The sequence below is a fragment of the Pseudonocardia sp. HH130630-07 genome, assembly GCF_001698125.1.
Classification (GTDB): Bacteria; Actinomycetota; Actinomycetes; order Mycobacteriales; family Pseudonocardiaceae; genus Pseudonocardia.
Genome location: NZ_CP013854.1, coordinates 6,038,997 through 6,061,748 on the forward strand (window position 1 = coordinate 6,038,997; position 22,752 = coordinate 6,061,748).

18 protein-coding genes and 1 pseudogene are annotated in these 22,752 nt (G+C 74.9%); 4 read left to right on the forward strand and 15 right to left on the reverse strand.

Annotated elements, in window-relative coordinates; translation table 11 throughout:
* Positions 1–43 precede the first annotated feature (43 nt).
* From yajC to ruvC, 4 genes and pseudogenes are all read right to left on the reverse strand, one after another.
* Positions 44–421: a preprotein translocase subunit YajC gene (gene yajC, locus AFB00_RS28465; protein WP_068799736.1), complete on the reverse strand. Its 378-nt coding sequence runs from the start codon at positions 419–421 to the stop codon at positions 44–46.
* Positions 422–782: 361 nt separating this feature from the next.
* Positions 783–1,802: a Holliday junction branch migration DNA helicase RuvB gene (ruvB, locus tag AFB00_RS28470; protein ID WP_083276183.1), complete on the reverse strand. Its 1,020-nt coding sequence runs from the start codon at positions 1,800–1,802 to the stop codon at positions 783–785.
* A gap of 68 nt (positions 1,803–1,870) precedes the next feature.
* Positions 1,871–2,473: a Holliday junction branch migration protein RuvA gene (gene ruvA / locus AFB00_RS28475; protein WP_068799738.1), complete on the reverse strand. Its 603-nt coding sequence runs from the start codon at positions 2,471–2,473 to the stop codon at positions 1,871–1,873.
* Positions 2,474–2,796: 323 nt separating this feature from the next.
* Positions 2,797–3,417, reverse strand: a pseudogene (gene ruvC / locus AFB00_RS35240) (crossover junction endodeoxyribonuclease RuvC); the annotation flags it as partial.
* A 397-nt stretch (positions 3,418–3,814) separates the two neighbouring features.
* On the opposite strand from ruvC, the gene AFB00_RS28485 reads away from it, so the two are divergent.
* Together AFB00_RS28485 and AFB00_RS28490 are read left to right on the forward strand one after the other, a co-directional pair.
* Positions 3,815–4,360, forward strand: a complete 546-nt coding sequence (locus tag AFB00_RS28485; RefSeq protein ID WP_068799739.1) for a kinase — start codon at positions 3,815–3,817, stop codon at positions 4,358–4,360.
* Between the two features lie 47 nt (positions 4,361–4,407).
* On the forward strand, positions 4,408–5,559 hold the full coding sequence (locus AFB00_RS28490) for an alpha/beta hydrolase (RefSeq protein ID WP_068799740.1): 1,152 nt from the start codon (positions 4,408–4,410) through the stop codon (positions 5,557–5,559).
* A 19-nt stretch (positions 5,560–5,578) separates the two neighbouring features.
* On the opposite strand, the gene polA is transcribed toward AFB00_RS28490, so the two are convergent.
* Both polA and AFB00_RS28500 read right to left on the reverse strand, forming a co-directional pair.
* The gene (gene polA, locus AFB00_RS28495; RefSeq protein ID WP_068799741.1) at positions 5,579–8,383 is read right to left on the reverse strand and encodes a DNA polymerase I; all 2,805 of its coding nucleotides are present in this window, start codon (positions 8,381–8,383) and stop codon (positions 5,579–5,581) included.
* Between the two features lie 86 nt (positions 8,384–8,469).
* Positions 8,470–9,219 (reverse strand): YebC/PmpR family DNA-binding transcriptional regulator, encoded by a 750-nt coding sequence (locus tag AFB00_RS28500; protein ID WP_068799742.1) that lies wholly within the window; start codon positions 9,217–9,219, stop codon positions 8,470–8,472.
* A gap of 240 nt (positions 9,220–9,459) precedes the next feature.
* Between AFB00_RS28500 and AFB00_RS28505 the strand changes: the two genes are divergently transcribed.
* Positions 9,460–9,738 carry a DUF1490 family protein gene (locus tag AFB00_RS28505; RefSeq protein WP_068799743.1) on the forward strand — a complete coding sequence of 93 codons (279 nt, stop codon included), beginning with the start codon at positions 9,460–9,462 and terminating at the stop codon, positions 9,736–9,738.
* 48 nt (positions 9,739–9,786) lie between these two features.
* Positions 9,787–11,958, forward strand: coding sequence for a heavy metal translocating P-type ATPase (locus AFB00_RS28510; RefSeq protein WP_068799744.1), 2,172 nt, complete (start codon positions 9,787–9,789; stop codon positions 11,956–11,958).
* Here AFB00_RS28510 and AFB00_RS28515 read toward each other — a convergent pair.
* From AFB00_RS28515 to AFB00_RS28555, 9 genes are all read right to left on the reverse strand, one after another.
* Positions 11,931–12,407 (reverse strand): hypothetical protein, encoded by a 477-nt coding sequence (locus tag AFB00_RS28515; RefSeq protein ID WP_068799745.1) that lies wholly within the window; start codon positions 12,405–12,407, stop codon positions 11,931–11,933. The two genes, AFB00_RS28510 and AFB00_RS28515, sit on opposite strands and share 28 nt — an antisense overlap.
* A 106-nt stretch (positions 12,408–12,513) precedes the next feature.
* On the reverse strand, positions 12,514–13,758 hold the full coding sequence (locus tag AFB00_RS28520; RefSeq protein ID WP_156819758.1) for an XRE family transcriptional regulator: 1,245 nt from the start codon (positions 13,756–13,758) through the stop codon (positions 12,514–12,516).
* A 498-nt stretch (positions 13,759–14,256) separates the two neighbouring features.
* The gene (gene pdxT / locus AFB00_RS28525) at positions 14,257–14,871 is read right to left on the reverse strand and encodes a pyridoxal 5'-phosphate synthase glutaminase subunit PdxT (RefSeq protein WP_068799746.1); all 615 of its coding nucleotides are present in this window, start codon (positions 14,869–14,871) and stop codon (positions 14,257–14,259) included.
* Between the two features lie 46 nt (positions 14,872–14,917).
* Positions 14,918–16,423: a sulfatase-like hydrolase/transferase gene (locus AFB00_RS28530; RefSeq protein ID WP_068799747.1), complete on the reverse strand. Its 1,506-nt coding sequence runs from the start codon at positions 16,421–16,423 to the stop codon at positions 14,918–14,920.
* Positions 16,424–16,457: 34 nt separating this feature from the next.
* Complete coding sequence (locus AFB00_RS28535; RefSeq protein WP_068799748.1) at positions 16,458–17,762, reverse strand: MFS transporter; 1,305 nt, start codon at positions 17,760–17,762, stop codon at positions 16,458–16,460.
* A 102-nt stretch (positions 17,763–17,864) separates the two neighbouring features.
* Positions 17,865–18,926 carry a LacI family DNA-binding transcriptional regulator gene (locus AFB00_RS28540; RefSeq protein ID WP_156819759.1) on the reverse strand — a complete coding sequence of 354 codons (1,062 nt, stop codon included), beginning with the start codon at positions 18,924–18,926 and terminating at the stop codon, positions 17,865–17,867.
* Positions 18,910–19,947 (reverse strand): LacI family DNA-binding transcriptional regulator, encoded by a 1,038-nt coding sequence (locus tag AFB00_RS28545; protein ID WP_083275901.1) that lies wholly within the window; start codon positions 19,945–19,947, stop codon positions 18,910–18,912. The genes AFB00_RS28540 and AFB00_RS28545 overlap by 17 nt, the downstream gene beginning before the upstream one ends.
* 3 nt (positions 19,948–19,950) lie before the next feature.
* Positions 19,951–21,357, reverse strand: a complete 1,407-nt coding sequence (locus AFB00_RS28550; RefSeq protein WP_068799749.1) for an NAD-dependent malic enzyme — start codon at positions 21,355–21,357, stop codon at positions 19,951–19,953.
* Positions 21,358–21,418: 61 nt separating this feature from the next.
* Positions 21,419–22,696, reverse strand: a complete 1,278-nt coding sequence (locus tag AFB00_RS28555; protein WP_068799750.1) for a DUF4032 domain-containing protein — start codon at positions 22,694–22,696, stop codon at positions 21,419–21,421.
* Between the last annotated feature and the right edge of the window lie 56 nt (positions 22,697–22,752).

Sequence of the window (22,752 nt, forward strand, 5' to 3'; positions counted from 1 at the left end):
CCGCGACCGCCGGAACGGGCCCCGTGGCCCGCTCCCGGCGTGCTCAGTGAATGGTCGGCTTGTTCTCCGACTGTTCCGGCTGCTCGGCCTTCTCCGGCTCGACCTGCACCTCGGCGGTCTCGTCGGAGACGACCTTCTCCCGGATCGCGGCGCGCAGCCAGGTCGTGACCACGCCGTCGGCGATCTCGAGGTCGAGCGTGTCCTCGTACGAGGCGTCGACGACGGTGGCCCGCAGCCCGGAGGTGGTGACGACGACGTCGCCGTCCTCCAGCGCCTGCTGCATGGACTGGGTCTCCGCCATCTGCCTGCGCTGCTTGCGGCCGTTCAGGAACAGCGGGATGAACAGCAGCAGGATGAGGGCGAAGGGGAACAGGGAGAACAGGCTGGAACCGCCGGCCTCCTGCGCGAGGATCAGATCCATGGTGCGGGTACTCCGTCTCGTCTCGTAATCGTGAGTGTGCCAGCCGGGACCGGGGCCGGTGGGCGGCCCCCTCCCGGTGGTGGACCGCTCGTCGCGGCGCACCACGTCGAACGGCGGAACCCGGCGTCCGACCCGTGCCGGGACGATCCCGATGCCCGGATCGTCCCGGTGCGCCCACCGCAGTGGCTGCGGCTCCGCTCGGCACCCGGCTGCCGTCGCGCGACGTGCGGACGGTCCAGGATGCCTCGACGGACGGCGAACCGGTGCCCGTTCCGTTCGATCCGTCCGGATTCTCCCATGTCACCGATCGGACGCGTGCGCCTGCTCACCCCCATGCCGGGCGGCGGGCCGGCCCACGGGGTCAGAACAGCGGCTCGATGCGGTGGCCCGCCGGGGCGTCGGCCGGCGGCGTCAGCCCCAGGTGCGTCCACGCCAGCGGCGTGGCGACCCGGCCGCGCGGCGTGCGGGCCAGCATCCCGGCCCGCACCAGGTACGGCTCGCAGACCTCCTCGACGGTCCCCGGGTCCTCCCCCACGGCGACCGCGAGGGTGGAGACTCCGACCGGACCGCCGTGGAACGAGCGGACCAGCGCGCCGAGGACCGCACGGTCGAGGCGGTCGAGGCCCAGGTCGTCGACGTCGTAGACGGCGAGGGCGGCCCGCGCGACGTCCCGGTGGACCACGCCGTCCGCCCGGACCTCGGCGAAGTCGCGCACCCGCCGCAACAGCCGGTTCGCCACCCGGGGGGTGCCGCGGCAGCGCCCGGCGATCTCCTCCGCCCCGTCGGGACGCAGGTCGATGCCGAGGATCCCGGCGGCGCGGTGCAGCACCTGCTCCAGCTCGCCGTCCTCGTAGAACTCCATGTGCCCGGTGAAGCCGAACCGGTCACGCAGCGGGCCGGTCAGCGATCCGGCCCTGGTCGTGGCCCCGACCAGGGTGAACGGCGCGACGTCGAGCGGGATCGAGGTGGCACCCGGCCCCTTCCCGACGACGACGTCGACCCGGAAGTCCTCCATCGCCAGGTACAGCATCTCCTCGGCCGGGCGCGCGGTGCGGTGGATCTCGTCGATGAACAGCACGTCGCCGGGGACCAGGTTCGACAGCATCGCCGCGAGGTCGCCGGCCCGTTCCAGCGCGGGCCCCGAGGTGAGCCGGATCGAGGCGCCCAGCTCCTGCGCGACGATCATCGCGAGGCTGGTCTTACCGAGCCCGGGCGGACCGGAGAACAGGATGTGGTCCGGCGGGTCACCGCGCCGCCGGGCGCCCTCCAGGACCAGTTCGAGCTGTTCGCGCACCCGGGGCTGGCCCACGAAGTCGTGCAGCGAGCGCGGCCGCAGCGAGGCCTCGACGTCCGCCTCGCCGGGCAGTGCGACGGCCTCGATCTCGCGGACCCGGTCGAACGCCTCGGCGTAGGGGTCGCCCGTGTCGTCGGGGTCGCCGGCGGGACCGGTCACCGCGACCGGCCGAGCGAGGACAGCGCCGTGCGCAGCAGCACGCTCGCACCGGTGTCGGGCTGCTGGGCGAGCACCGCGTCCACCGCCTGCTCCCCCGCACGCTGCGGGAAGCCGAGCCCGAGCAACGCCTCGACGACCTGCTCGCGCACACCCAGGACCGCGGTCGGCGCCGCGGCGGGCGCACCGGTCGCGGCCGCCGGTGCGGTCACCTTGTCGCGCAGCTCGACGACCAGCCGCTCCGCGCTCTTCTTGCCGACCCCGGGGATCCGGGTCAGCACGGCGAGGTCCCCGTCGGCCAGCGCCCGGCGCAGGGTGTCCGGCTCCAGGACGGCGAGGGTGGCGAGCGCCAGCCGCGGCCCGATCCCGGAGACGGTCTGCAGCAGCAGGAACAGCTCGCGCTCCTCGGCGTCGGCGAAGCCGAACAGGGTCAGCGACTCCTCCCGCACCACGAGCGTGGTCGCGAGCCGGGCCTCCTCGCCGCGCCGCAGGGCGCCGAGCGTCGCCGGGGTGGCGTGCACCGCCAGGCCGACACCGCCGACCTCGACGACGGCGTGGTCGAGCTCGATCCCGAGCACCGGGCCCCGCACCGAGTGGATCACCGACCGGTCCCCTTCCTGCCTGCCGTCGTGCCGGGCGGGACGCTACCGGGCACCTCCGACGGTCCCCGCTCCGACGTACCCGGCCGCCCGGCCGCACCGGGCGTGCCCGCGGCGCCGGCGCGCCGGGCCCCGGGCCCCGCCGCGATCCCGTCGCCGGCGGCATCTCGGCGGACGCCGGCCCGTGTCCCCTCGCCCGCGGCGCTGCGCCCCGGGGCACCGGCCCGCGCCGCGCCGACGGTGGGCCGGCGCGCCCCGGGGGACCTGCCGATGGCCGGGGGCCGAGGTCCGTCGGGGCGGGCCGCCGCGGTCCACGCCCCGCCGGAGCGCTCGGCGGCGGCCCGGGCCGCCGCCCACTGCGCCGCGGCGGTGGGTGCGCCGCCGTCCTGCGCGGACCGGGCCTCGGCGAGCCGGGCCCGGTGCACCGCGGCGAGCTCGTCCGCCCTGGCCCGGGCCTGGGCCATCCGGTCGAGCATCGGCGAGCGCCAGCAGTGACAGACGGCCAGCGCGAGCGCGTCCGCGGCGTCGGCCGGCTTGGGCGGGGTGTCCAGGCCGAGCACCTTCGTGACCATCGTCGTGACCTGGGCCTTGCCCGCCCGGCCCTCGCCGGTCACGGCGGCCTTGACCTCGGACGGGGTGTGGAACGCGACCGGCAGCCCGGCACGCGCCGCGGCGAGCGCGACGACCCCGCTGGCCTGCGCGGTCCCCATCACCGTGCGCACGTTGTGCTGGCTGAAGACCCGCTCGACGGCGACGACGTCCGGCCGGTGCCGCGCGATCCAGCGCTCCACCTCCTCGGCGACGGTGAGCAGGCGCTGCTCCAGCGGTACGTCCGGGCCGCTGCGGACCACGCCGACGTCGACGAACGACACCGCCTGTCCCGCGCCGGCCTCGACGACCCCGATCCCGCACCGGGTCAGGCCGGGGTCCACCCCGAGCACCCGCACCGCGCCACCCCTCCCGCACGTCCGTTCGAACGCGCACGTTACCGGCCGCGCCCGCCGGACCCGCCCGTGGCGCGCCCGAGGGCATCGGTCCACCGGCCCCGGATCGCCGGTGCCGAGATGCACGTGAGCGGGGTCCGGGAGCGTGCCCGGCCCGCTGCGCTGCACCTCGGCGCGTCCGGCCGCGGCATCGGCGACCGGACACGGCCGCCGGCGGCGCACGACTCCCGCCCCGTGGCGTGCCGCGCCCCCGGCCCTCGTGCGGTTCCCTCCTCCGGCGTGCCGCACCCGTCTGGTGGGGCGCGGCACGCCGGAGGAGGACGCGCGAACCCGGCCGGGGCGCGTCGCCGGGATGATGACCGGGTCCGTGCCGTGCGCGCGGTCGAGGAGGTGGAGCGGCATGACCCGTGGGTCCGGGCCGCGCGGACCGGCTCCCACCGGGCACCCGGGCACCCGGCTGGTCGTGCTGCGCGGGAACTCCGGCGCCGGGAAGTCCTCGATCGCGCGTGAGGTCCGCCGACGTCACGGCCGCGGTCTCGCCCTCGTCGAGCAGGACTACCTGCGCCGCATCGTGCTCCGCGAACGCGACGTTCCCGGCGGGAACGCGGCGGGTCTCGTCGAGACGGTGACCCGCTTCGCCCTCGACGCCGGCCACCACGTGCTGTGCGAGGGCATCCTCGCCGCCGACCGCTACGGCGACATGCTGCACCGGCTCGTCCGCGACCACGCCGGGAGGACCACCGTGCACTACCTGGAAGTGCCGCTCGCCGAGACCCTCCGCCGGCACGCCGGGCGCCCGCAGGCCGGGGAGTTCACCGCCGACGACGTCCGTGGCTGGTACCGCCCGCACGACCTGCTCGGCGTCGAGGGCGAGCAGGTCATCGACGGGCGGGCGGGCCTCGACGACGTCGTCCGCCGGATCCTCGCGGAGCTGGGCTCCGGGTAGCCGGGTCGCTACCCGGCCGGGCCGCGCCGGGATGGCAGGGTGCGCGGGTGACGTCCTTCCTCCGCTGGTTCGCGCTCGTCTGGGCGGCGCTGTTGCTGCTCGTGCTGCTGGGCGCGTTCCGTCCGGAGATCCCGGTCGCGGGGTTCGCCGGGTCGTTCGTCACCGGCTGGTACCCGCTGCACGCGACCATCGCCGCCGTCGCCGGGATCCTGATCGGGCTCGCGGCGCGCCGGGCCGGTGCGCGGGTGGTCGGCTGGGTCGCCGCGACGGTCGGGCTGGCCGCGACGATCGGCATGGTCGCGGTGCTCGCGGCCCAGGGGCGCACCGCCGCGGCCGAGGGCGTCGGGCTGGACTGGACGGCGGCGCTGACCACCGTCGGGCAGCCCGACGGTGCACCGGACCGGTCGGTCGAGTACGCCCCGGGCCGGGGCATGGACCTCTACCTGCCGGCCGGGCCGGGCCCGCACCCCACGATGGTGTGGGTGCACGGCGGCAGCTGGACCAGCGGCGACCGGGAGGACCGCACGGCGATGCACCGCTGGCTCGCCGACCGCGGCTGGGCGGTCGCCGCGATCGACTACCGGCTGCCGCCCCCGGAGCCGATCGGCCGTGACCAGCAACGCGACGTGGCCTGCGCGGTCGACGCCGTCCGGGCCGGGATCGCCGGGGAGCTCGATCCGGCACGGCTGGTGCTCGGCGGGCAGTCCGCGGGCGCCACGCTCGCGCTCAGCTCGGCGTCCGGGCTGCTCGACGGCACGCTGGCCTGCTCCGAGGCCCCCGCGGCGTTCGGCGGGACCGGTCCGGCGGACGCCGCACCACCGGCACCGGGACCCCCGCCGGCGGCCGTCCTGGCGTTCTACCCGGCCGTCGATCTCACGCTGATCGACCCGGAGCTGCAGCAGACCCTGTTCGGCGGCCCGGCGGAGCAGGCACCGGGTCTGGTGCGCCTGCTCTCCCCCGCCGAGCAGGTCCGGCCCGGCCTGCCGCCGACCCTGCTCCTGCTCGGCTCCGCCGACCACTACGTGCTCCCGGACGAGGTGACCGCCTACGACCGCGCGCTGCGCGACGCCGGGGTGCCGGGACGGCTGCTGACCGTGCCGTACGCCGACCACGTCTTCGACCGGCCCTTCGGCAGCCCGGGCGCCCAGCTCGGCCGCGAGGCGGCACTGCGCTTCCTGGAGGACCCGGGCGGCCGGTGAGCGGTGCCCCGCCGGAGGGCTAGTGGGCCGCGGAGTCCCAGCTGCGGCCGTAGCCGACCGAGACCTCCAGCGGCACCGACAGCTCGGCCGCGGCCGCCATCTCCCGGCGGACCAGGGCCTCCAGCGGCTCCCGCTCGCCCTCGGCGACCTCGAGCACCAGCTCGTCGTGCACCTGGAGCAGGACCCGGCTGTGCAGGTTCTCGGTCTGCAGCGCCCGGTGCACCCCCAGCATGGCGACCTTGATGATGTCCGCCGCGCTGCCCTGGATCGGTGCGTTCAGCGCCATCCGCTCGGCCATCTCGCGCCGCTGCCGGTTGTCGCTGGTCAGGTCGGGCAGGTAGCGGCGGCGGCCGAGGATGGTGGCGGTGTAGCCGTCCTTGCGGGCCTGGTCGACGACGCCCGCGAGGTAGTCGCGCACCCCGCCGAAACCGGCGAAGTAGTCGTCCATGAGGCCCTTGGCCTCCTCGGTGGAGATCCGCAGCTGCCCGGACAGGCCGTACGCCGACAGGCCGTAGGCCAGGCCGTAGTTCATCGCCTTGATCTTGGCGCGCTGCTCGACCGACACCGCGGCCGCGTCGACACCGAACACCCGGGCCGCGGTCTCGGCGTGGAAGTCGTGCTGGGAACGGAACGCCTCGATCAGCGCTGCGTCCTCGGACAGGTGCGCCATGATCCGCATCTCGATCTGGCTGTAGTCCGCGGTCATCAGCTCGGTGTAGGGCGCACCGCCGGGACCGGAGCCGACGACGAACGTGTCCCGGATCCGGCGGCCCGCCGCGGTCCGGATCGGCACGTTCTGCAGGTTCGGGTCGGTCGAGGACAACCGCCCCGTCGCCGCGATCGTCTGCGAGTAGGTGGTGTGGATCCGGCCGTCCTCGGCGACGGACTTCATCAGCCCGTCGACGGTGACCTTCAGCCGGGTCGCGTCCCGGTGCTGCAGGAGGAACTGCAGGAACTCGTGACCGGTCTGCTCGTAGAGGCTCTGCAGCGCGTCCGCGTCGGTGGTGTAGCCGGTCTTGGTCCGCTTGGTCTTCGGCATCTCCAGCTCGTCGAACAGCACGACCTGCAGCTGCTTCGGCGAGCCGAGGTTGATCTCCTTGCCGATCACCCGGTAGGCGTTCTGCGCGGCGTCGCGGACCTGCCCGCCGAAGTCGGACTCCAGGTCCGAGAGCGCCTCGGAGTCGACCGCGATCCCGGCCGCCTCGCAGTCGGCCAGCACGAACGCCAGCGGCAGCTCGACCCCCGACAGCAGCTCGGTGCCGCCGCGCTCGGCGAGCTCGGTGTCGAGCGCGTCCGCCAGTTCGGCGATGGCCGACGCGGCGAGCATCTCCTTCTCCGCGGCCTGGGCGTCGGCCTCGTCGACCCCGCCGAGCAGCGACAGCTGACCGTCCGCGGGCTCCTCGGTCCGCAGCTCCCGGCGCAGGTACCGCAACGCGAGATCGGCCAGGTCGAAGGTCCGCTGCCCGGGCCGGGCCAGGTACGCCGCGAGCGCGGTGTCACTGGTCAGCCCGGCCAGGCTCCAGCCGCGCGAGCGCAGCGCGTGCAGCACCGCCTTCACGTCGTGCGCGGCCTTCGGCACCGAGGGGTCGGCCAGCCAGTCGCCCAGCGCCTGCTCGTCGTCCGGGGTCAGTCCGGCCAGCGCCAGGTACCCGGCCTTCGGGACGCCGGCCGTCGCGCCGGCCGCCCGCTGCTCCACGGTCGGCTCGCCGACGGCGAGCGCGATGCCCGCGACGTCGCGCCCCGCCACCGGGCCGGTGACACCGGCGAAACCGAGGGCGATCCGCCGGCCGTCGCGGGCGTTGGCCGCCAGCCAGGCCCGCGCCGCACCCGGCTCGACGATCTCCGCGGAGATCTCGAACCCGGACTCGGCCTCCGGCTCGGCGGAGGACAGGGTGGCGAACAGGCGCTCGCGCAGCACCCGGAACTCCAGCTCGTCGAACAGCCGGTGCACCGCGTCGCGGTCCCACGGCCGCAGTTCGAGCTGCTCCGGCTCGGAGCCGAGGTCGACGTCGCGCACCAGCTCGGTGAGCTGCCGGTTCAGCAGGACGTTCGCCAGGTTCGCCCGCAGGTTGTCACCCGCCTTGCCCTTCACCTCGTCGACCCGGTCGGTCAGCTCGGCGAGCGAGCCGAACTCGCGCACCCACTTGGCCGCGGTCTTCTCCCCCACCCCGGGGATCGAGGGCAGGTTGTCCGACGGGTCCCCGCGCAGCGCCGCGAAGTCGGGGTACTGGGTCGGGGTGAGGCCGTAGCGCTTGTCGACCTCCGCCGGGTCGATCCGGCCGAGGTCGGACACCCCGCGCTTCGGGTACAGCACCGTGACGTCGTCGGTCACCAGCTGGAACGCGTCCCGGTCACCGGTGGTGATGAGCACCCCGAAACCCCGCTGCTCGGCCTGCGTGGCCAGGGTGGCGATGAGGTCGTCCGCCTCGTAGCCCTCGACCGCGAACACCGGGATGTTCAGCGCGGCCAGTACCTCCTTGATGAGGTCGATCTGGCCGCGGAAGTCGTCCGGCGTGGCCGAGCGGTTCGCCTTGTACTCGGTGTACCGCTCGGACCGGAACGTCGTGCGGGAGACGTCGAACGCCACCGCCAGGTGGGTCGGCTCCTCGTCGCGCAGCAGGTTGATCAGCATCGAGGTGAAGCCGTAGACCGCGTTGGTGGTCTGACCGGTGCCGGTGCGGAAGTTCTCCGCGGGCAGCGCGAAGAACGCCCGGTAGGCCAGCGAATGGCCGTCGAGCAGCAGCAGGCGGGGACGGGTCGCGGCGCCGGCGCTCTCGGGGCCCGGCGCTGCGCCCTTCGCTGTGGTTCGGGTGGCGGGGCTCATCGGCGGCGAGTGTAGAACCGACCCCCGACAACGAACGCGGCCGCGCCCGTGGAGGGACGCGGCCGCGCAGGGTGTAGGAAGGACGGTCAGTCGACCTCGGCCATGACCTCGTCGGACACGTCGAAGTTGGCGTACACGTTCTGCACCTCGTCGGAGTCCTCCAGCGCCTCGATCAGCCGGAAGACCTTGCGGGCACCGTCGACGTCCAGCTCCACCTGCATGGAGGGGATGAACGTCGCCTCCGCGGAGTCGTAGTCGATCCCGCCGTCCTGCAGCGCGGTGCGCACCGCGACGACGTCGGTCGCCTCGGACACGACCTCCCAGTTCTCGCCGAGGTCGTTGACCTCCTCCGCGCCCGCGTCGAGCACGGCCATCAGCACGTCGTCCTCGGACAGCTCGCCCTTGGGCAGCACGACGACGCCCTTGCGGGAGAACAGGTAGGCCACCGAGCCCGGGTCGGCCATGGTGCCGCCGTTGCGGGTCATGGCGGTACGGACCTCGGTCGCGGCGCGGTTGCGGTTGTCGGTCAGGCACTCGACGAGCACCGCGACGCCGTTCGGCCCGTACCCCTCGTAGGTGATCGACTGGTAGTCGGCACCACCGGCGTCGGCACCGGAACCACGCTTGACCGCGCGGTCGATGTTGTCGTTCGGGACCGAGCTCTTCTTCGCCTTCTGGATGGCGTCGTAGAGCGTCGGGTTGCCCTCGGGGTCACCGCCGCCGGTGCGCGCCGCGACCTCGATGTTCTTGATCAGCTTGGCGAACATCTTGCCGCGGCGGGCGTCGATCACGGCCTTCTTGTGCTTGGTCGTCGCCCACTTGGAGTGGCCGCTCATCGGCTCGTCTGCCCACCTCTCGTGCTCGGGCCGGCGCCGGCACGGGCCGCGCGGCCGGGGCAGGCCGACGTGTCCCGCGGCCGGGTTCCGACCGGGTGACCCCGACCTGCGGGAACCATTGGATGCTACCGGCGGGTGCCCGGTCGTCACGCGCACGGGTACGACGGGCACCGCCGCGCGGCGCCCGGGGGCGGCCCGGCGCTACGGTGGCGGCCGGAGGACCACGAGGGGAGCGGGCGCGTGCTCGGAGCTGTGGCAGGCAAGGCGGTCGGGCTGGTCGTGAGCGGCCTGGCCGGCGCGGTCGCGTACGACGGCGTCAAGAAGGTCGTGCGCTCCGGCGCGGTCCGCGAGGCGGCCGTCTCCGCCACCGCGTGGGGGCTGCGCGGTGCCCGCGCCGCCGAGACCGGCGCCGAACGCGCCCGGCTGGCCGGTGCGGACATCGTCAGCGAGGCCCGGGAGCGGATCGGCGAGCAGGCCCCGCCCCCCGGCTCCGGCCAGGGACACGGCCACGAGCACTGATCCCGAGACCAGTACCGACGGGAGCCGGCGAGCGCGGATGGGCAACGGATGAGCAGCCCCGACACCGGGGTGCACGCGGTCAGTGACGCGGCGGGCCGGGTCCGGTTCGCGGTGCCGGAGCTGCGCGGCCGGGCCGCGCTGGCGGTCGCCGTCGAGGACGCCGTCGACCACGTCACCGGCGTCCGCCAGGTGCACGCCTACCCGCGGACCGGCAACGTCGTGGTCTGGTACCGGACCGGCTGCGACCGGACCGAGCTCGTCGAGGCGATCGGCAAGGGGCTCGGCGCCGACCCGGGCGCGACCGCGGCCCGCACCCCCCGTTCCGCCGACACCCACACCGGGGAACTGACCCGGCTCATCGTCGGCGGCATCGCACTCGCCGCGCTCGGTGTCCGCCGCTACGGGCTGCGCCGGCCGCCGGTGCTCGGCACGGCCGGCCGTACCGCCGCCACCGGCGTCACGATCTTCACCGGCTACCCGTTCCTGCGCGGTGCGCTGCGCGCGCTGACCGGCGGCCGCGGTGCGGGCACCGACGCGCTCGTCTCGGCGGCGACGCTCGCCAGCCTGGTGCTGCGGGAGAACGTCGTCGCGCTGACCGTGCTGTGGCTGCTCAACATCGGCGAGTACCTGCAGGACCTCACGTTGCGCCGGTCCCGGCGGGCGATCTCGGAGCTGCTCACCGGTGCCACCACCCGCACCTGGACCCGGGTGGTCTCCCCGGACGGCACCGCCACCGAGTTCGAGGTCGACATCGCCGACCTGGCACTGGGCGACGAGGTCGTGCTGCACGAGCGGATCGTGCTGCCGGTCGACGGCGAGGTCGTCGAGGGCGACGGTGTCGTCGACCAGGCCGCGATCACCGGCGAGCAGCTGCCGGTCGCCGTCGGGCCGGGTACCGCCCTGCACGCCGGGTCGGTGCTGCTGCGCGGCCGGCTCGTGGTGCGGGCCACCGCGGTCGGCGCCGACACCGCGATCGGGCGGATCATCGACCGGGTCGAGCAGGCCCAGGACGACCGGGCCCCGATCCAGACGGTCGGCGAGAACTTCTCCCGCCGGTTCGTGCCGGCGTCGTTCCTGCTGGCCGGGCTCACCCTCGTCGCGACCCGGGACCTGCGCCGGGCGATGACGATGCTGCTCGTCGCCTGCCCGTGCGCGGTCGGGCTCTCCACCCCGACCGCGATCAGCGCCGCGATCGGCAACGGCGCCCGGCGCGGGATCCTGGTCAAGGGCGGTGCGCACCTGGAGGCCGCCGGCCGGGTCGACGCGGTCGTGTTCGACAAGACCGGCACCCTCACCCAGGGCCGCCCGGTGGTCACGAACGTCATCTCCTTCCACGACGACTGGACCCCCGAGCAGGTGCTGGCCTACTCGGCGTCCTCGGAGATCCACTCCCGGCACCCGCTGGCCCAGGCCGTCATCCGGTCCACCGAGGAGCGCCGGATCGAGATCCCCCCGCACGAGGAGTGCGAGGTACTGCTCGGACAGGGCATGCGGGTGCAGGCCGACGGGCGGGTGCTGCTCATCGGGTCCCGGGAGCTGCTCCGCGCCCAGGGCGTCGCGGTGAACCGGCGGGCCGCCGACTGGGTGCGCCGGTTGCAGCGCGCCAGCGAGACCCCGCTGCTGCTCGCCGTCGACGGTGCCCTGGTCGGCCTGGTCTCACTGCGCGACACCGTCCGGCCGGAGGCCCGCGAGGTGCTCGACCGGCTGCGTGCCGACGGCGTCACGCGGATCGTCATGCTCACCGGGGACCACCCGCGCACGGCCGAGGCCGTCGCCGCGGAGCTGGGCATCGAGGAGTTCCGGGCCGAGGTCATGCCCGAGCAGAAGCAGGACGCGGTCCGTGCCCTGCAGGCCGAGGGCCACACCGTCGCGATGATCGGGGACGGGACGAACGACGCCCCCGCGCTCGCGCTGGCCGACATCGGCATCGCGATGGGGGTGGCCGGGACCGACGTCGCGGTGGAGACCGCCGACGTCGCGCTGGCCGCCGACGACCTGAACGCCCTGCTCGACCTGCGTGACCTGGGCCGCCGGTCGATCACCCTGATCCGGCAGAACTACGGGATGTCGATCGCGGTGAACGCCGCGGGCCTGGTCGTGTCCGCCGGTGGTGCGCTGTCCCCGGTGGTCGCGGCGATCCTGCACAACGCGTCGAGCGTCGCCGTCGTCGCGAACAGCTCCCGGCTGATCCGCTACCGGATCCCCGCCGGGACCCGCTGAGGACCGCGGAAGAACCGCCGCGCCGCCGGGTGGAACAGCAGGACCAGCGCGGCGAGGACCTCGGCGACGTGCAGCGCACGCAGTGCCGCCGCGAGCAGTTCAGGGCCGGACGCGGCGACGAGGAACTCCGCGGCCGACGCCCCCGCGAGCAGCGCCCGGAACGGTTCGACGACCAGCGACAGCGTCCCGAACACCCCGAGCACGACGACGACGGTCCAGCGGATCGCGTCCCGGCCGGTGTGCAGCTGCAGCACCAGCACCGCGAGCACGAGGTAGATCCCGGCCCGCACGGCCAGCTCCGGCCCGGTCGGCGGGACCGGACCGGCGAGGTGGACGAGCGCCTCGGCGACCCCGGCGAGGATCGCGCCCAGCCACAGCACGACGCTCTGCCGCACCGCGGCGGGCGGGCCGGCCGGATCGACGGGTCGCTCCGCGACGGTGGCGCTCATGACGGACCTCCTGGACGACGGTCCGTCCAGCCTCGTCGCCCCGGGCGCCGGGCCCCAGACGGCGGGCCCCCGCGAGCGGGGTCGGGACACCCCCACCCCCGGCGCGTCAGACGGGGGCGGTGACCTCGTCCAGTACGCGCCGGAAGTCGGTGGCCCGCGAGTCCACGGGGAACCGGTCCTCCAGGGCCGTGGCCAGCTCCGTACCGACCATGCGCAGCGACGGCGCGGACCGGCGGGCGCCGTCGAGCGCGTTCGTCCCGTGGACGAGCGCGGCGTCGAGATCGTCGCGGCGGGCCGCGACGACCGCGAGGGTGATCTCGGCCTCCGCCGCCCGCATCGGGGACGGGGCGCACCCGTCCGGGCCGCTCCGCCGCAGCACCTCCGTGGCCAGCAGCCCGGCGAGCGCGTCGTCGCCGATCAGCCGGTGGCAGTCCATCGCGTAGAAGTCGTACTTCTGCGGGTCGACGACGAAGTGGTGATCCGGACGATCCGGCGCCGGGAGCGCGTCGAGCAGGGATCGGCCCTGCTCCAGCGCGGTGTGGACGTTGCGGCGGTCGCCGATCCGGGCCCACGCCTTGGCCTCCTGGGCGTGCAGCTGGACCGCGACCGAGCGGCCCGGTGCGGCGTCCTGCCCGGCGTGCGCCGCGTCGATGACCTCGCGGTGCCGCCCGCCGGTCAGCGCGAACCAGGCCCTCATCTCGTGCGCCCAGCCCGTGACCTGCGGGTTGCCGGCCTCCGTACCGAGTGCCAGCGCGGCGCGCCGGGTGGCCTCCGCCGGCCCGGCCCGGCCCGCGTCGTACTCCAGGCAACCGGCGAGCAGGGTGAGCTGCCCGGCCGCGTCGAGCAGGTCACGGTGCTCGGCGAACGTGGTCCGCCGCTCCAGCAGGCCGGCCACCCGCGACAGCCACCGGCGGGTCTCCGACAGCAGGTCGAGCGGGTCCCGGCGGGCGTAGCCGCAGCAGAACTGCTCGACGGTGAACGCCAGCGCGTCCAGGGTGGCGGTGTCGAGTGCGGACCGCCGTAGCCGCTCGACGAGTTCGTCGGTCCCCATACCGCTGCGGGCGAGCAGGAGATCCTCGGTGTTCCGCTCCGGCGGCCGCGGGCGTTCCTCGGGGAACAACGACTCGACGACGGTGCCGAGCGCCGCGGCGATCAACGGGCGGTAGAACTCGTCCGGGCGGTTGCGGCCGCGCTCCCACCGCTTCCACTGATCGGTCAGGCCGTCCGGCAGCGGGGAGCCGGCGTGCGTCCGCAGCGCCCGGACGGCGTCGCCCTGCGACCAGCCCCTGGCGTCCCGTGCGCGGCGCAGGCGGGACGCCCACTCCGGACGTTCACGCTGATCGTCGGGCACGCGCCGACGCTACCGCGCGCGGGGCGTCCGCCGGAGCCGATCGCTGCCGCTGCGGTGGGGGCACCGCTGCCCCGCGCCGTCTGCCCCCGGTTGTCCACAGCGCGACCGGTGACCCCACGCTGCCCCCTGCCCGCCGGAGCGCCGGTCCGTGACGGTCTTCCGCATGCCCGTCGCACCGCTCTGCCGACACTGCCGCCGCCCGATCTACCTGCTTCCCCGGGAGGAGCGGCAGGACGGCCGGGTGTGGGCACACCACGGAGACGGACTGATCTCCTGTGGCCGAGGCACACCGCCGTACGCCCAGCCCGGTCCGCCGCGGCTCCTCCCCCGGGCCGCGCGGCAGGTGACCCCCGCGTTCCGAGGGCGTCCGCGCCGAGATGCACGCGAGCGGGCCCGGCGGCGCGCTCGACCCCCACGAGCTGCATCCCGGCGCAGCGGCCCGGGGGCGGCTCACGGCCCGCTCGCGCCGCCTCGGGCCAGGGCGCGTGGGCCCGGGGGTCAGGCCCCCCGCACCATGCGCACGAACAGGTCGTGCACCCGGCGGTCGCCGGTCAGCTCCGGGTGGAACGACGTCGCCAGCACCGGGCCCTGCCGGACCGCGACCGGGCGCCCGGCCGCGTCCCCCGCGCCGTTCACGTCCGGAACGGTGGCGAGCACCTCGACCGCGCCGCCGGTCTTCTCCACCCAGGGCGCGCGGATGAACACCGCATGCACCGGGTCGCCGGTCAGGCCGTCGAACTCCAGGTCGGTCTCGAACGAGTCGACCTGCCTGCCGAAGGCGTTCCGCCGGACGACGACGTCGAGCCCGCCGAGCTGGTGCTGGTCCGGGCGGCCGTCGAGGATCTCGTCGGCCAGCAGGATCATCCCGGCGCACGAGCCGTAGGCCGGGAGCCCGGCGCGGAGCCGCTCGCGCAGCGGGTCGAGCAGCTCGAAGGTGTCGAGCAGCTTGGACATGGTCGTGGACTCGCCACCGGGCAGCACGATGCCGTCGACGGCGGCGAGCTCGGACTGCCGGCGCACCGGCACCGCGGTCGCTCCGGCAGCGGTCAGGGCTGCGACGTGCTCGCGGACGTTGCCCTGCAGGGCGAGCACGCCGACGGTCGGGGAGGACACGACGCCAGGGTAACCACGGCCCGGCGGCCCCGGCCCGCCGACGAGGTCAACGCCACGGCCCCGCGACGACGTTGCGCGGGTCCCGTTTGACCCGGTACCCGCCGTCGACGACGGGCAACGGGTCCTCGGCCCGCATCTGCCACACCGCGAGCAGCCGCAGCAGCTCCTCGCGCGGACCGGCCGCGTCCGGGTCCGCCCACCGGTCCACCAGTTCCAGGGGATCGCCGGGCAGGTGGCACAACCGGAACTCCCCGGTCACGTCGGCCTGCAGCGACCAGTCGCCGCTGCGTACCCGGCGCCGCCGGCCGCTCTGGGTGACGGCGTTGAGCTCGTCCCACCGGGGCGCGGCGCCCGGCTCGTCGTAGATCAGACCGGGATGGTCGGTGCCGACGTCGTCCGGGCCGTAGGGCAGCCCGCCCATCCCCTGCTCGGTGTAGGCCGAGGCGAACTCGGCGACCGGGTACGGCTCGCCGGCCAGCATCGGCCGGAGGCTGCGGCCCTGCGTCCCCGGCGGCAGGTCCCGCCCCATGACCTCGCAGAACGTCGGCATGAGGTCGGCCAGCGAGACGTGGTCGCGGCGCGACCCGGTGCCGGGTGCGACCCCGTCGCCGTGTACGACCAGCGGGACGCGGGCCAGCACGTCCGGGATCTCGGCACCCTTGCGGACCAGGCCGTAGTCCCCGGCGAAGTCCCCGTGGTCGGAGGTGAGGACGACCAGCCGCTCGTGCCGGGTGTGCCGGGCGGCGAGGCCGTCGTGCAGGCGTCGCACCTCGTCGTCGATCAGCCGGAGCATCCCGGCGTAGTGCGACCGGGACGGGGCGATCGCCGCCTCGTAGTCGCCGACCGACCGCTCCCCGATCTCGCGCAGGTAGCGCCAGGCGAACGGCTTGTCCGCCAGCACCTCGGCCCCGGCGGTCACCGGTGGGAGGTCCCCCGGCGGGAACATCGAGGCGTACGGCTCGGGCACCTGGTACGGGTTGTGCGGCTCGGGGAAGGAGACGACCAGCAGCATCGGCCGGTCGTCGGCGACGGTCGTGGCCCACTGCAGCGCGTCGTCGACGATGCGGTGCGGCAGCTGCACCCGTACCGGGAACGGGGTGGAGCCGTCCGGGGTGCGGTGGCGCAGGCCGGCGAGCCAGGCGTCGAACTCGCGCTCCGCCGGGCCGGGCTCGCCGGTCGCCTGGCCGTCGTGGGTGTACTCGGCCCAGTGGTCGGTGTCGGCCGGGCCGAGCCAGGTGTGGTTCTTCCCGACCATCGCGGTCGTGTAGCCCGCGGCCCTGGCCTCGCCGAACAGGTCGGCACCGGTCACCGCGTGCTCCCGGGCCGCGTTCTGGGTGACCCGGTGCGCGGTCGGGTAGCGGCCGGTCCACAGGCTGGTGCGGGCCGGGGAGCACAGCGGCGAGGTCGTGTACGCCCGGTCGAACCAGGTGCCCTCGCGGGCCAGCTCGTCGGCGAACGGCGTCGTGTCGAGCGGGTGTCCCTCGCGCGCGCTGTGGTCGGCCCGCTGCTGGTCGGTGAGGACGACGACGATGTCGGGACGGGTGTCGGGCACCGTGCGGGCTCCTGTCGGGGGTCGGAGGTCGGTCTCAGTGGACGGCGGTCGCCGTGGCCGCAGCCGGCGAGGTGGTCCGCATCGCCGCACCGCAGGCCGCGCTGAGCAGCACCACCCCGACGATCCCGGTCGCCAGCCACCACGGCGAGCCGCCGGACGCCACGAGGATCGCGAACGCGACCGGCGGGGTGAGGCCACCGAAGATCGCGCTGACCTGGTAGACGAACGACAGCGCGGTGTAGCGGACCTCGGTCGGGAACACGTCGGCGAGGAAGACGCTCTGCACCGCGAACTGCGAGCAGTTGCAGAGCCGGAAGATCGAGATGCCGAGCACCATCAGCGGCAACGACGCCGTCGAGAGCAGCCCGAACATCGGGAACGTGGCCAGCGCCATCGACAGCACCCCGACGACGAAGGTCCGCTGCGCGCCGAAGCGGTCGCCGAGGGACCCGAGGTAGAGCATCACCGGCACGGCCAGGATGCTCGGGATGACGGTGCCGATCAGACCGATGCTGTCGCTCTGCCCCAGGTAGGTCACGATGTAGGTGGTCAGGACGGGCCCGGCGATGTTGCCGGTCACGGCGTCCGCCGAACGCGCGCCCAGGCCCAGCAGCAGCGGCCGCCAGTGGTCGCGGAGCACGGTCACCAGCGGCGCCCTCTGCACGCCGCCCTGCTTCGCGAGCGCGGTGAAGTCGTCGCTCTCGGTCAGCCGGCGCCGGGCCCACAGCGCGTAGACCAGCAGGATCCCGCTGAACAGGAACGGCAGCCGCCACACCCAGTCCCGGAACTGTTCGGGGGTGGACAGCGTGGTGCACAGCAGCACGAGCAGGGTCCCGAGGATCCCGCCGACCGGGTTGCCGATCTGCGGGATCGACCCGAAGAACCCGCGCCGGTCCCCCGGCACCGACTCGGTGGTGGCGAGCGCGGCGCCCGCGTACTCGCCGCCCAGCCCGATGCCCTGCAGGATCCGCATGACCAGCAGCAGCACCGGTGCGGCCGCGCCGATCGTCGCGTACCCGGGCAGCAGACCGATCGCGAACGTCGGGATGCCCATCAGCAGCATCGTGAGGACGAGCAGCTTCTTGCGCCCGACCCGGTCGCCGAAGTGCCCGAAGACCAGGCCGCCGATCGGGCGGGTCAGGAAGCCGACGGCGACGGTGGTCAGCGCCAGCAGCGAGCCGATCGCGATGCTCTCGGTCGGGAAGAAGACCTCGTCGAACACCAGCGCGGCGGTGACGCCGTAGAGCCCGAAGTCGAACCATTCGAAGGTCGAGCCGAGGAAGCTCGCCAGCACCGTGCGCCGGGCCGGCGCCTCCAGCCGGGTCCGTGACCGTGTCATGTCCGCTCCGTCCGCGCTGCGCCGCTGCAGCGGTTACCGTAACCGTTGAAACGTGACGCTACGCAACGGTCCGCGGAGCCGTCAATGCCTCCCGAGCGCCGGTCACGCCCCCGTCGACTCGCGATGGACCACGGTGTACCCGGTCCGCTCGGTCCGCCACGGGCCGGCGTACCCGCCGATCCGCCCGGCGAGCAGCGCGAGGGCGCGGCCGGCCATCGCGGACACGTCCGGCTCGACGGTGGTGATGCTCGGCGTGGCGTACCCGGCGAGCGAGCCGGTCCCGAACGCCACGACCCGCACCGCGTCCGGCACCGCCGTACCGGCCGTCCGCAGCGCGTGCAGCGCACCGTGGGCGAGGGGTTCCTCGAGTGCGAGCAGGCCGTCGAACCGGACCCCGGCGGCGAGCAGCGCGGCGACGGCGGCCCGGCCGTCGCCGGCCTGCCGGGCACCGTCGCCCACGACCAGCTCGGGCACGACGGGCAGTCCGCCGGACACCAGCGCACGGCGGTACCCGCGGCTGCGCAGGCCCGCCGCACCGGCGTCGGTGCCCGCACCCCGCGCGCCCGCGCTCTCCCCCGACGATCCGCCCAGCAGCACGATCCGGGTGCAGCCGCGGTCGAGCAGCGCCCGGGTCGCGGTCTCCCCGGCCTGTTCGTCGGCCGAGTGGATCCGGTCGAACGGACCGTCGACGCGCCGCGGGCCCATCGCCACGGCCGGGGTCACGGGCACCGTCGCGGCCAGCTCGCGGCCGGTCACCGCGTGCGGGACCAGCAGCACGCCGTCGGCGATCCGGGTGTCCCCGTCCACGGCCGCGCGTTCCCGGACCGGGTCCCCGTCCGTCGGCTCCAGGACGACGCTCAGGCCCATCCCCCGGGCGGCGTCGAACACCGCCGCGGCCAGCGGCGCGCAGTAGCCGTAGCCGAGCCGGGGCAGCGCCAGGCAGATCATGCCGGTCCGGGCCGCGTTGAGCCCGCGGGCGACCGGGTCCGGCCGGTACCCCAGCTCGGCCGCGGCGGCCAGCACCCGCTCGCGGGTCCGGTCGCGCACCTGGCCGGTGCCGTTGAGCGCCTCGGACACCGTCTTCACCGAGACGCCGACGGCCGCCGCCACGTCCCGCATCCGGATCCGGCCGGGCCCGGCCACCGGCTCAGGCCCCCGGGGCACGTGAGGACTCCCGCACGACGAGCCGGAAACCGACGGTCTCCCGCAGGACTGCGCGTCCGGCGGCACCCGGTGGTCCGGCCAGGCCCCCGGCGATCAGGGCGACGCTGCGCCCGGCGATCTCCTGCTGGCCCGGGTCCACCGAGCTGAGCGTCGGGTTGCTGTGCGCGGACTCCGGCACGTCGCCGAAGCCGACCACGGCCACGTCATCCGGGACCGTGCGCCCGGCGTCGCGCAGCCCCCGCAGGACGCCGAGCCCGAGCGCGTCGCCGAGTGCGAACACCGCATCGGTCTCGGGGGCGCGGTCCAGCAGGGTGCGGACCGCGCGGGCACCCGAGGACGGCGTGACCGCGCCGGCGCCGACCACCCGGCGCGGGTCGACGGTCAGGCCCGCCGCGTGCAGGGCGGCGACGTAGCCGCGGTAGCGCTCGTCCTGCTCGGTCGGCCGCCCGGCGTCACCGGGCACGACCGCGGCGATCGCCCGCCGTCCACCGTCGTACAGGTGCTCGACCACGGCGCGGGCCGCACCCGCGGCGTCGGTGTCCACGGTGTCCACCCCGGCGGGCCGGAACGAGGTCGCCGCCACGAGCACCGGTACCGGCCCGGACAGCGCCGGTACGTCGTCGTGCCCGAGCGAGACCGCGGCCAGGACGATGCCGTCGACGTGGCGGAAGTACGGGTCCCTGGCGACGGAGCGCTCCCGGTCGGCGTCGCCGCCGGTCTGGGCGACCAGCAGCGACATCCCGTGCCGGTGCGCCGCCGCCAGCATCGAGTCGGTGAACTCGCGGAAGTACGGCACGGTCAGGCCGGGCAGGGCCAGCCCGACGGTGTGCGAGCGACCGGACCGCAACCGGCGCGCGGCCAGGTTCGGGCGGTAGCCGAGCTCGGCGATCACCTGCTCGACCCGGGCCCGGGTCTCCGGCCGGACCGGGACGCCCGAGTTGACCACGTTCGACACGGTGCGGGCGGACACCCCGGCCCGCTCCGCGACCTCCCGCAGGGTCGGACGCCCGCGGGCGGCCACCGCTCAGCCCGCCTCGACCTGGCCCTTGCGGGCCTGCTTCGTGGCGGTGGCCCGCAGCGCGTCGGCCACGGCCGGGGCCACGCTCTGGTCGAACACGCTCGGGACGATGAACGACGGGTTCGGCTCGGCCACCACGTTCGCGATCGCCTCGGCCGCGGCCAGCAGCATCTCGTCGGTGATGTCGTGCGCCTGCGCGTCGAGCAGCCCGCGGAACACGCCGGGGAAGGCCAGCACGTTGTTAATCTGGTTCGGGTAGTCCGACCGGCCGGTGGCGACGACCGCCGCGTGCTGCATCGCGACCGAGGGGTCGACCTCCGGGTCCGGGTTGGCCAGCGCGAACACGATCGCGTCGCTGTTCATCGTCGCCAGCTCGGCGGCACCGAACAGGTTCGGCGCACTCACCCCGACGAACACGTCCGCGCCGACCAGCGCGTCGGCGAGCGAGCCGCGCTTGCCCTCCTTGTTGGTCTGCGCGGCGATCGAACGGAGGTTGTCGTCGAGGCCCTCGCGGCCCGGGTGGACGATGCCCTCGACGTCGACGGCGACGACGTCGGCGGTCTCCTCCGAGCCGAGCAGCCGGATGATCGCCGACCCGGCGGCGCCGACGCCGCAGACGACCACGCGGACATCGGAGAACTTCTTGCCGACCACCCGCAGCGCGTTGCGCAGCGCGGCGAGCACGACGACCGCGGTGCCGTGCTGGTCGTCGTGGAAGACCGGGATGTCGAGCAGCTCGCGCAGCCGGCGCTCGATCTCGAAGCAGCGCGGCGCGGCGATGTCCTCGAGGTTGATGCCGCCGTAGCCGGGGGCGATGAGCTGGACGGTGCGGATGATCTCCTCGGTGTCCTGGGTGTCCAGGCAGACCGGCCAGGCGTCGACACCGGCGAACTGCTTGAACAGCGCCGCCTTGCCCTCCATCACCGGCATCGCGGCGGCGGCACCGATGTTGCCGAGCCCGAGCACGGCCGAGCCGTCGGTGACGACGGCGACGGTGTTGCGCTTGATCGTCAGCCGGCGGGCGTCCTCGGGGTTCTCCGCGATCGCCATCGAGACCCGCGCGACACCGGGGGTGTAGGCGCGGGACAGGTCGTCACGGGTCCGGAGGTTGACCTTGGACCTGATCTCGATCTTCCCGCCGAGGTGCAGCAGGAACGTCCGGTCCGAGACCTTGCGGACCGAGAAGCCGTCGAGGGCCTCGATCGCGGTCTTGATCTCCTCGACGTGCTCGGTGTTGCGCGCGTTGACCGAGATGTCGACGACGACGTGCTCGGTGCGGGCCTCGACGACGTCGTAGGCGGTGACGACGCCGCCGACCTGCCCGACGGCGGCGGTGAGGTCGCCGGTCGAGGTGGGGTTGGCAGGGGCGTCGACGCGAGCGGTGATGGCGTAACCGGGACCGGGAATGGACACGAGAGCGGACAGTACCGCCGGCGGTGTGGTTACCGGTGCGTCAACCGTGTGACGACACGCGTCACTCGCGATCGCGTGCGTAGTCGGCGATCGCCGAGAGCCGGAACTCGCCGGTCGGGGCGTCCGCCACGGCGCCCTTGGCGGCCGAGTCGGTCGGGGCCCCGGCACCGAGCTCGGCCAGCGCGGCCTCGTTGCCGACGTCGGCGCCGTGCCGCTCGGACAGCAGCCAGCGGACCTCGAGCAGGTCGCAGTAGGCCTGCACCTCGGACCCGACCCCGTTCAGCGCCCGATGCGCCGACCGCATCCCGGGGTGCAGACAGGTCTCGGTCCAGCTGCGCACGGCGGCCCACTCCGCCACGTCCTCACCGGTGCGCCGGCGCATCCACTCGCGGTGCGCGGCCAGGTCGCCGAGCAGGATCCGGGCCTGCCCCTCCCCCACGTCGAGCCCGGCGAGCCGGCGCAGCTGCTCGGAGTGGTAGTTCCGGTCACCGACGGCGACCTGGAGCCGGGACCGGCCGTCCCCCAGCGGGCGCAGGGCCACCTCGTCGACGGCGAAGCCCAGGTCGTTCAGCTCGCGGATCACGCCCTCGACCCGGTACCGGTCACCGAAGGCGAAGACCGGCGCGGCGTGCAGCGCGTCCCACAGCTGGGCGTAGCGGTCCGGCAGCGCGGCCGCCTCCTCGACGAGCTGCGGGACGATCTCCGGCGGGCGGTCCAGCGACTCCGCCAGGTCGATCATGCCCCCGGCGACGTTCTCCACCAGGATCGACAGGTCGAACTCCCGCTGGCCGTCGGACAGCCCGGTCGGGTGCACCTCGCTCGTCTCGGCGTCCACCAGGTAGGCCTGCAGGGTCTGCCCGTCCCGGGCGAACAGCGTGTTGTTCAGCGAGCAGTCGCCCCAGAACACGCCGTGCCGGTGCAGGTCGACGAGCAGCGAGATCATCGCGTCGAACAGCCGGGCCCGGTGCCGCGGCCGGTTCGGTGGCAGCCGGGCGATGAGCCGCCGGTACTGCCAGGACCCGGACAGGAACCGGGTCACCAGGATCGCGGTCTCGTGCTCGGGCTGGGCCACGAAACCGACCGGCTGCACGGCGGGCAGGCCGTCGTCCTCGAGCCGGCGCAGGACGTCGTACTCGCGCCGGGCGATGCGCTCCGGGAGGTCCTTGAGCGCCCAGAGCACGCCGTCGGTCTCGGCGAACCGGACCAGGTGCCGGCTGGGGCCGACCTCGACGTCGCGCAACGGGACCTCGGTCTCGTCCCAGTCGGCGAGCGGCAGCTCCCACGGCAGGGCGAGCAGCCCCCGCCCCGGGCTGCGCAGAACCAGCTCCGGTGCCTGCATCCGGCACCCTCCCCTCACCCGTCGGCCCACGAACCTACCGCCCGCACCCCCGCCCC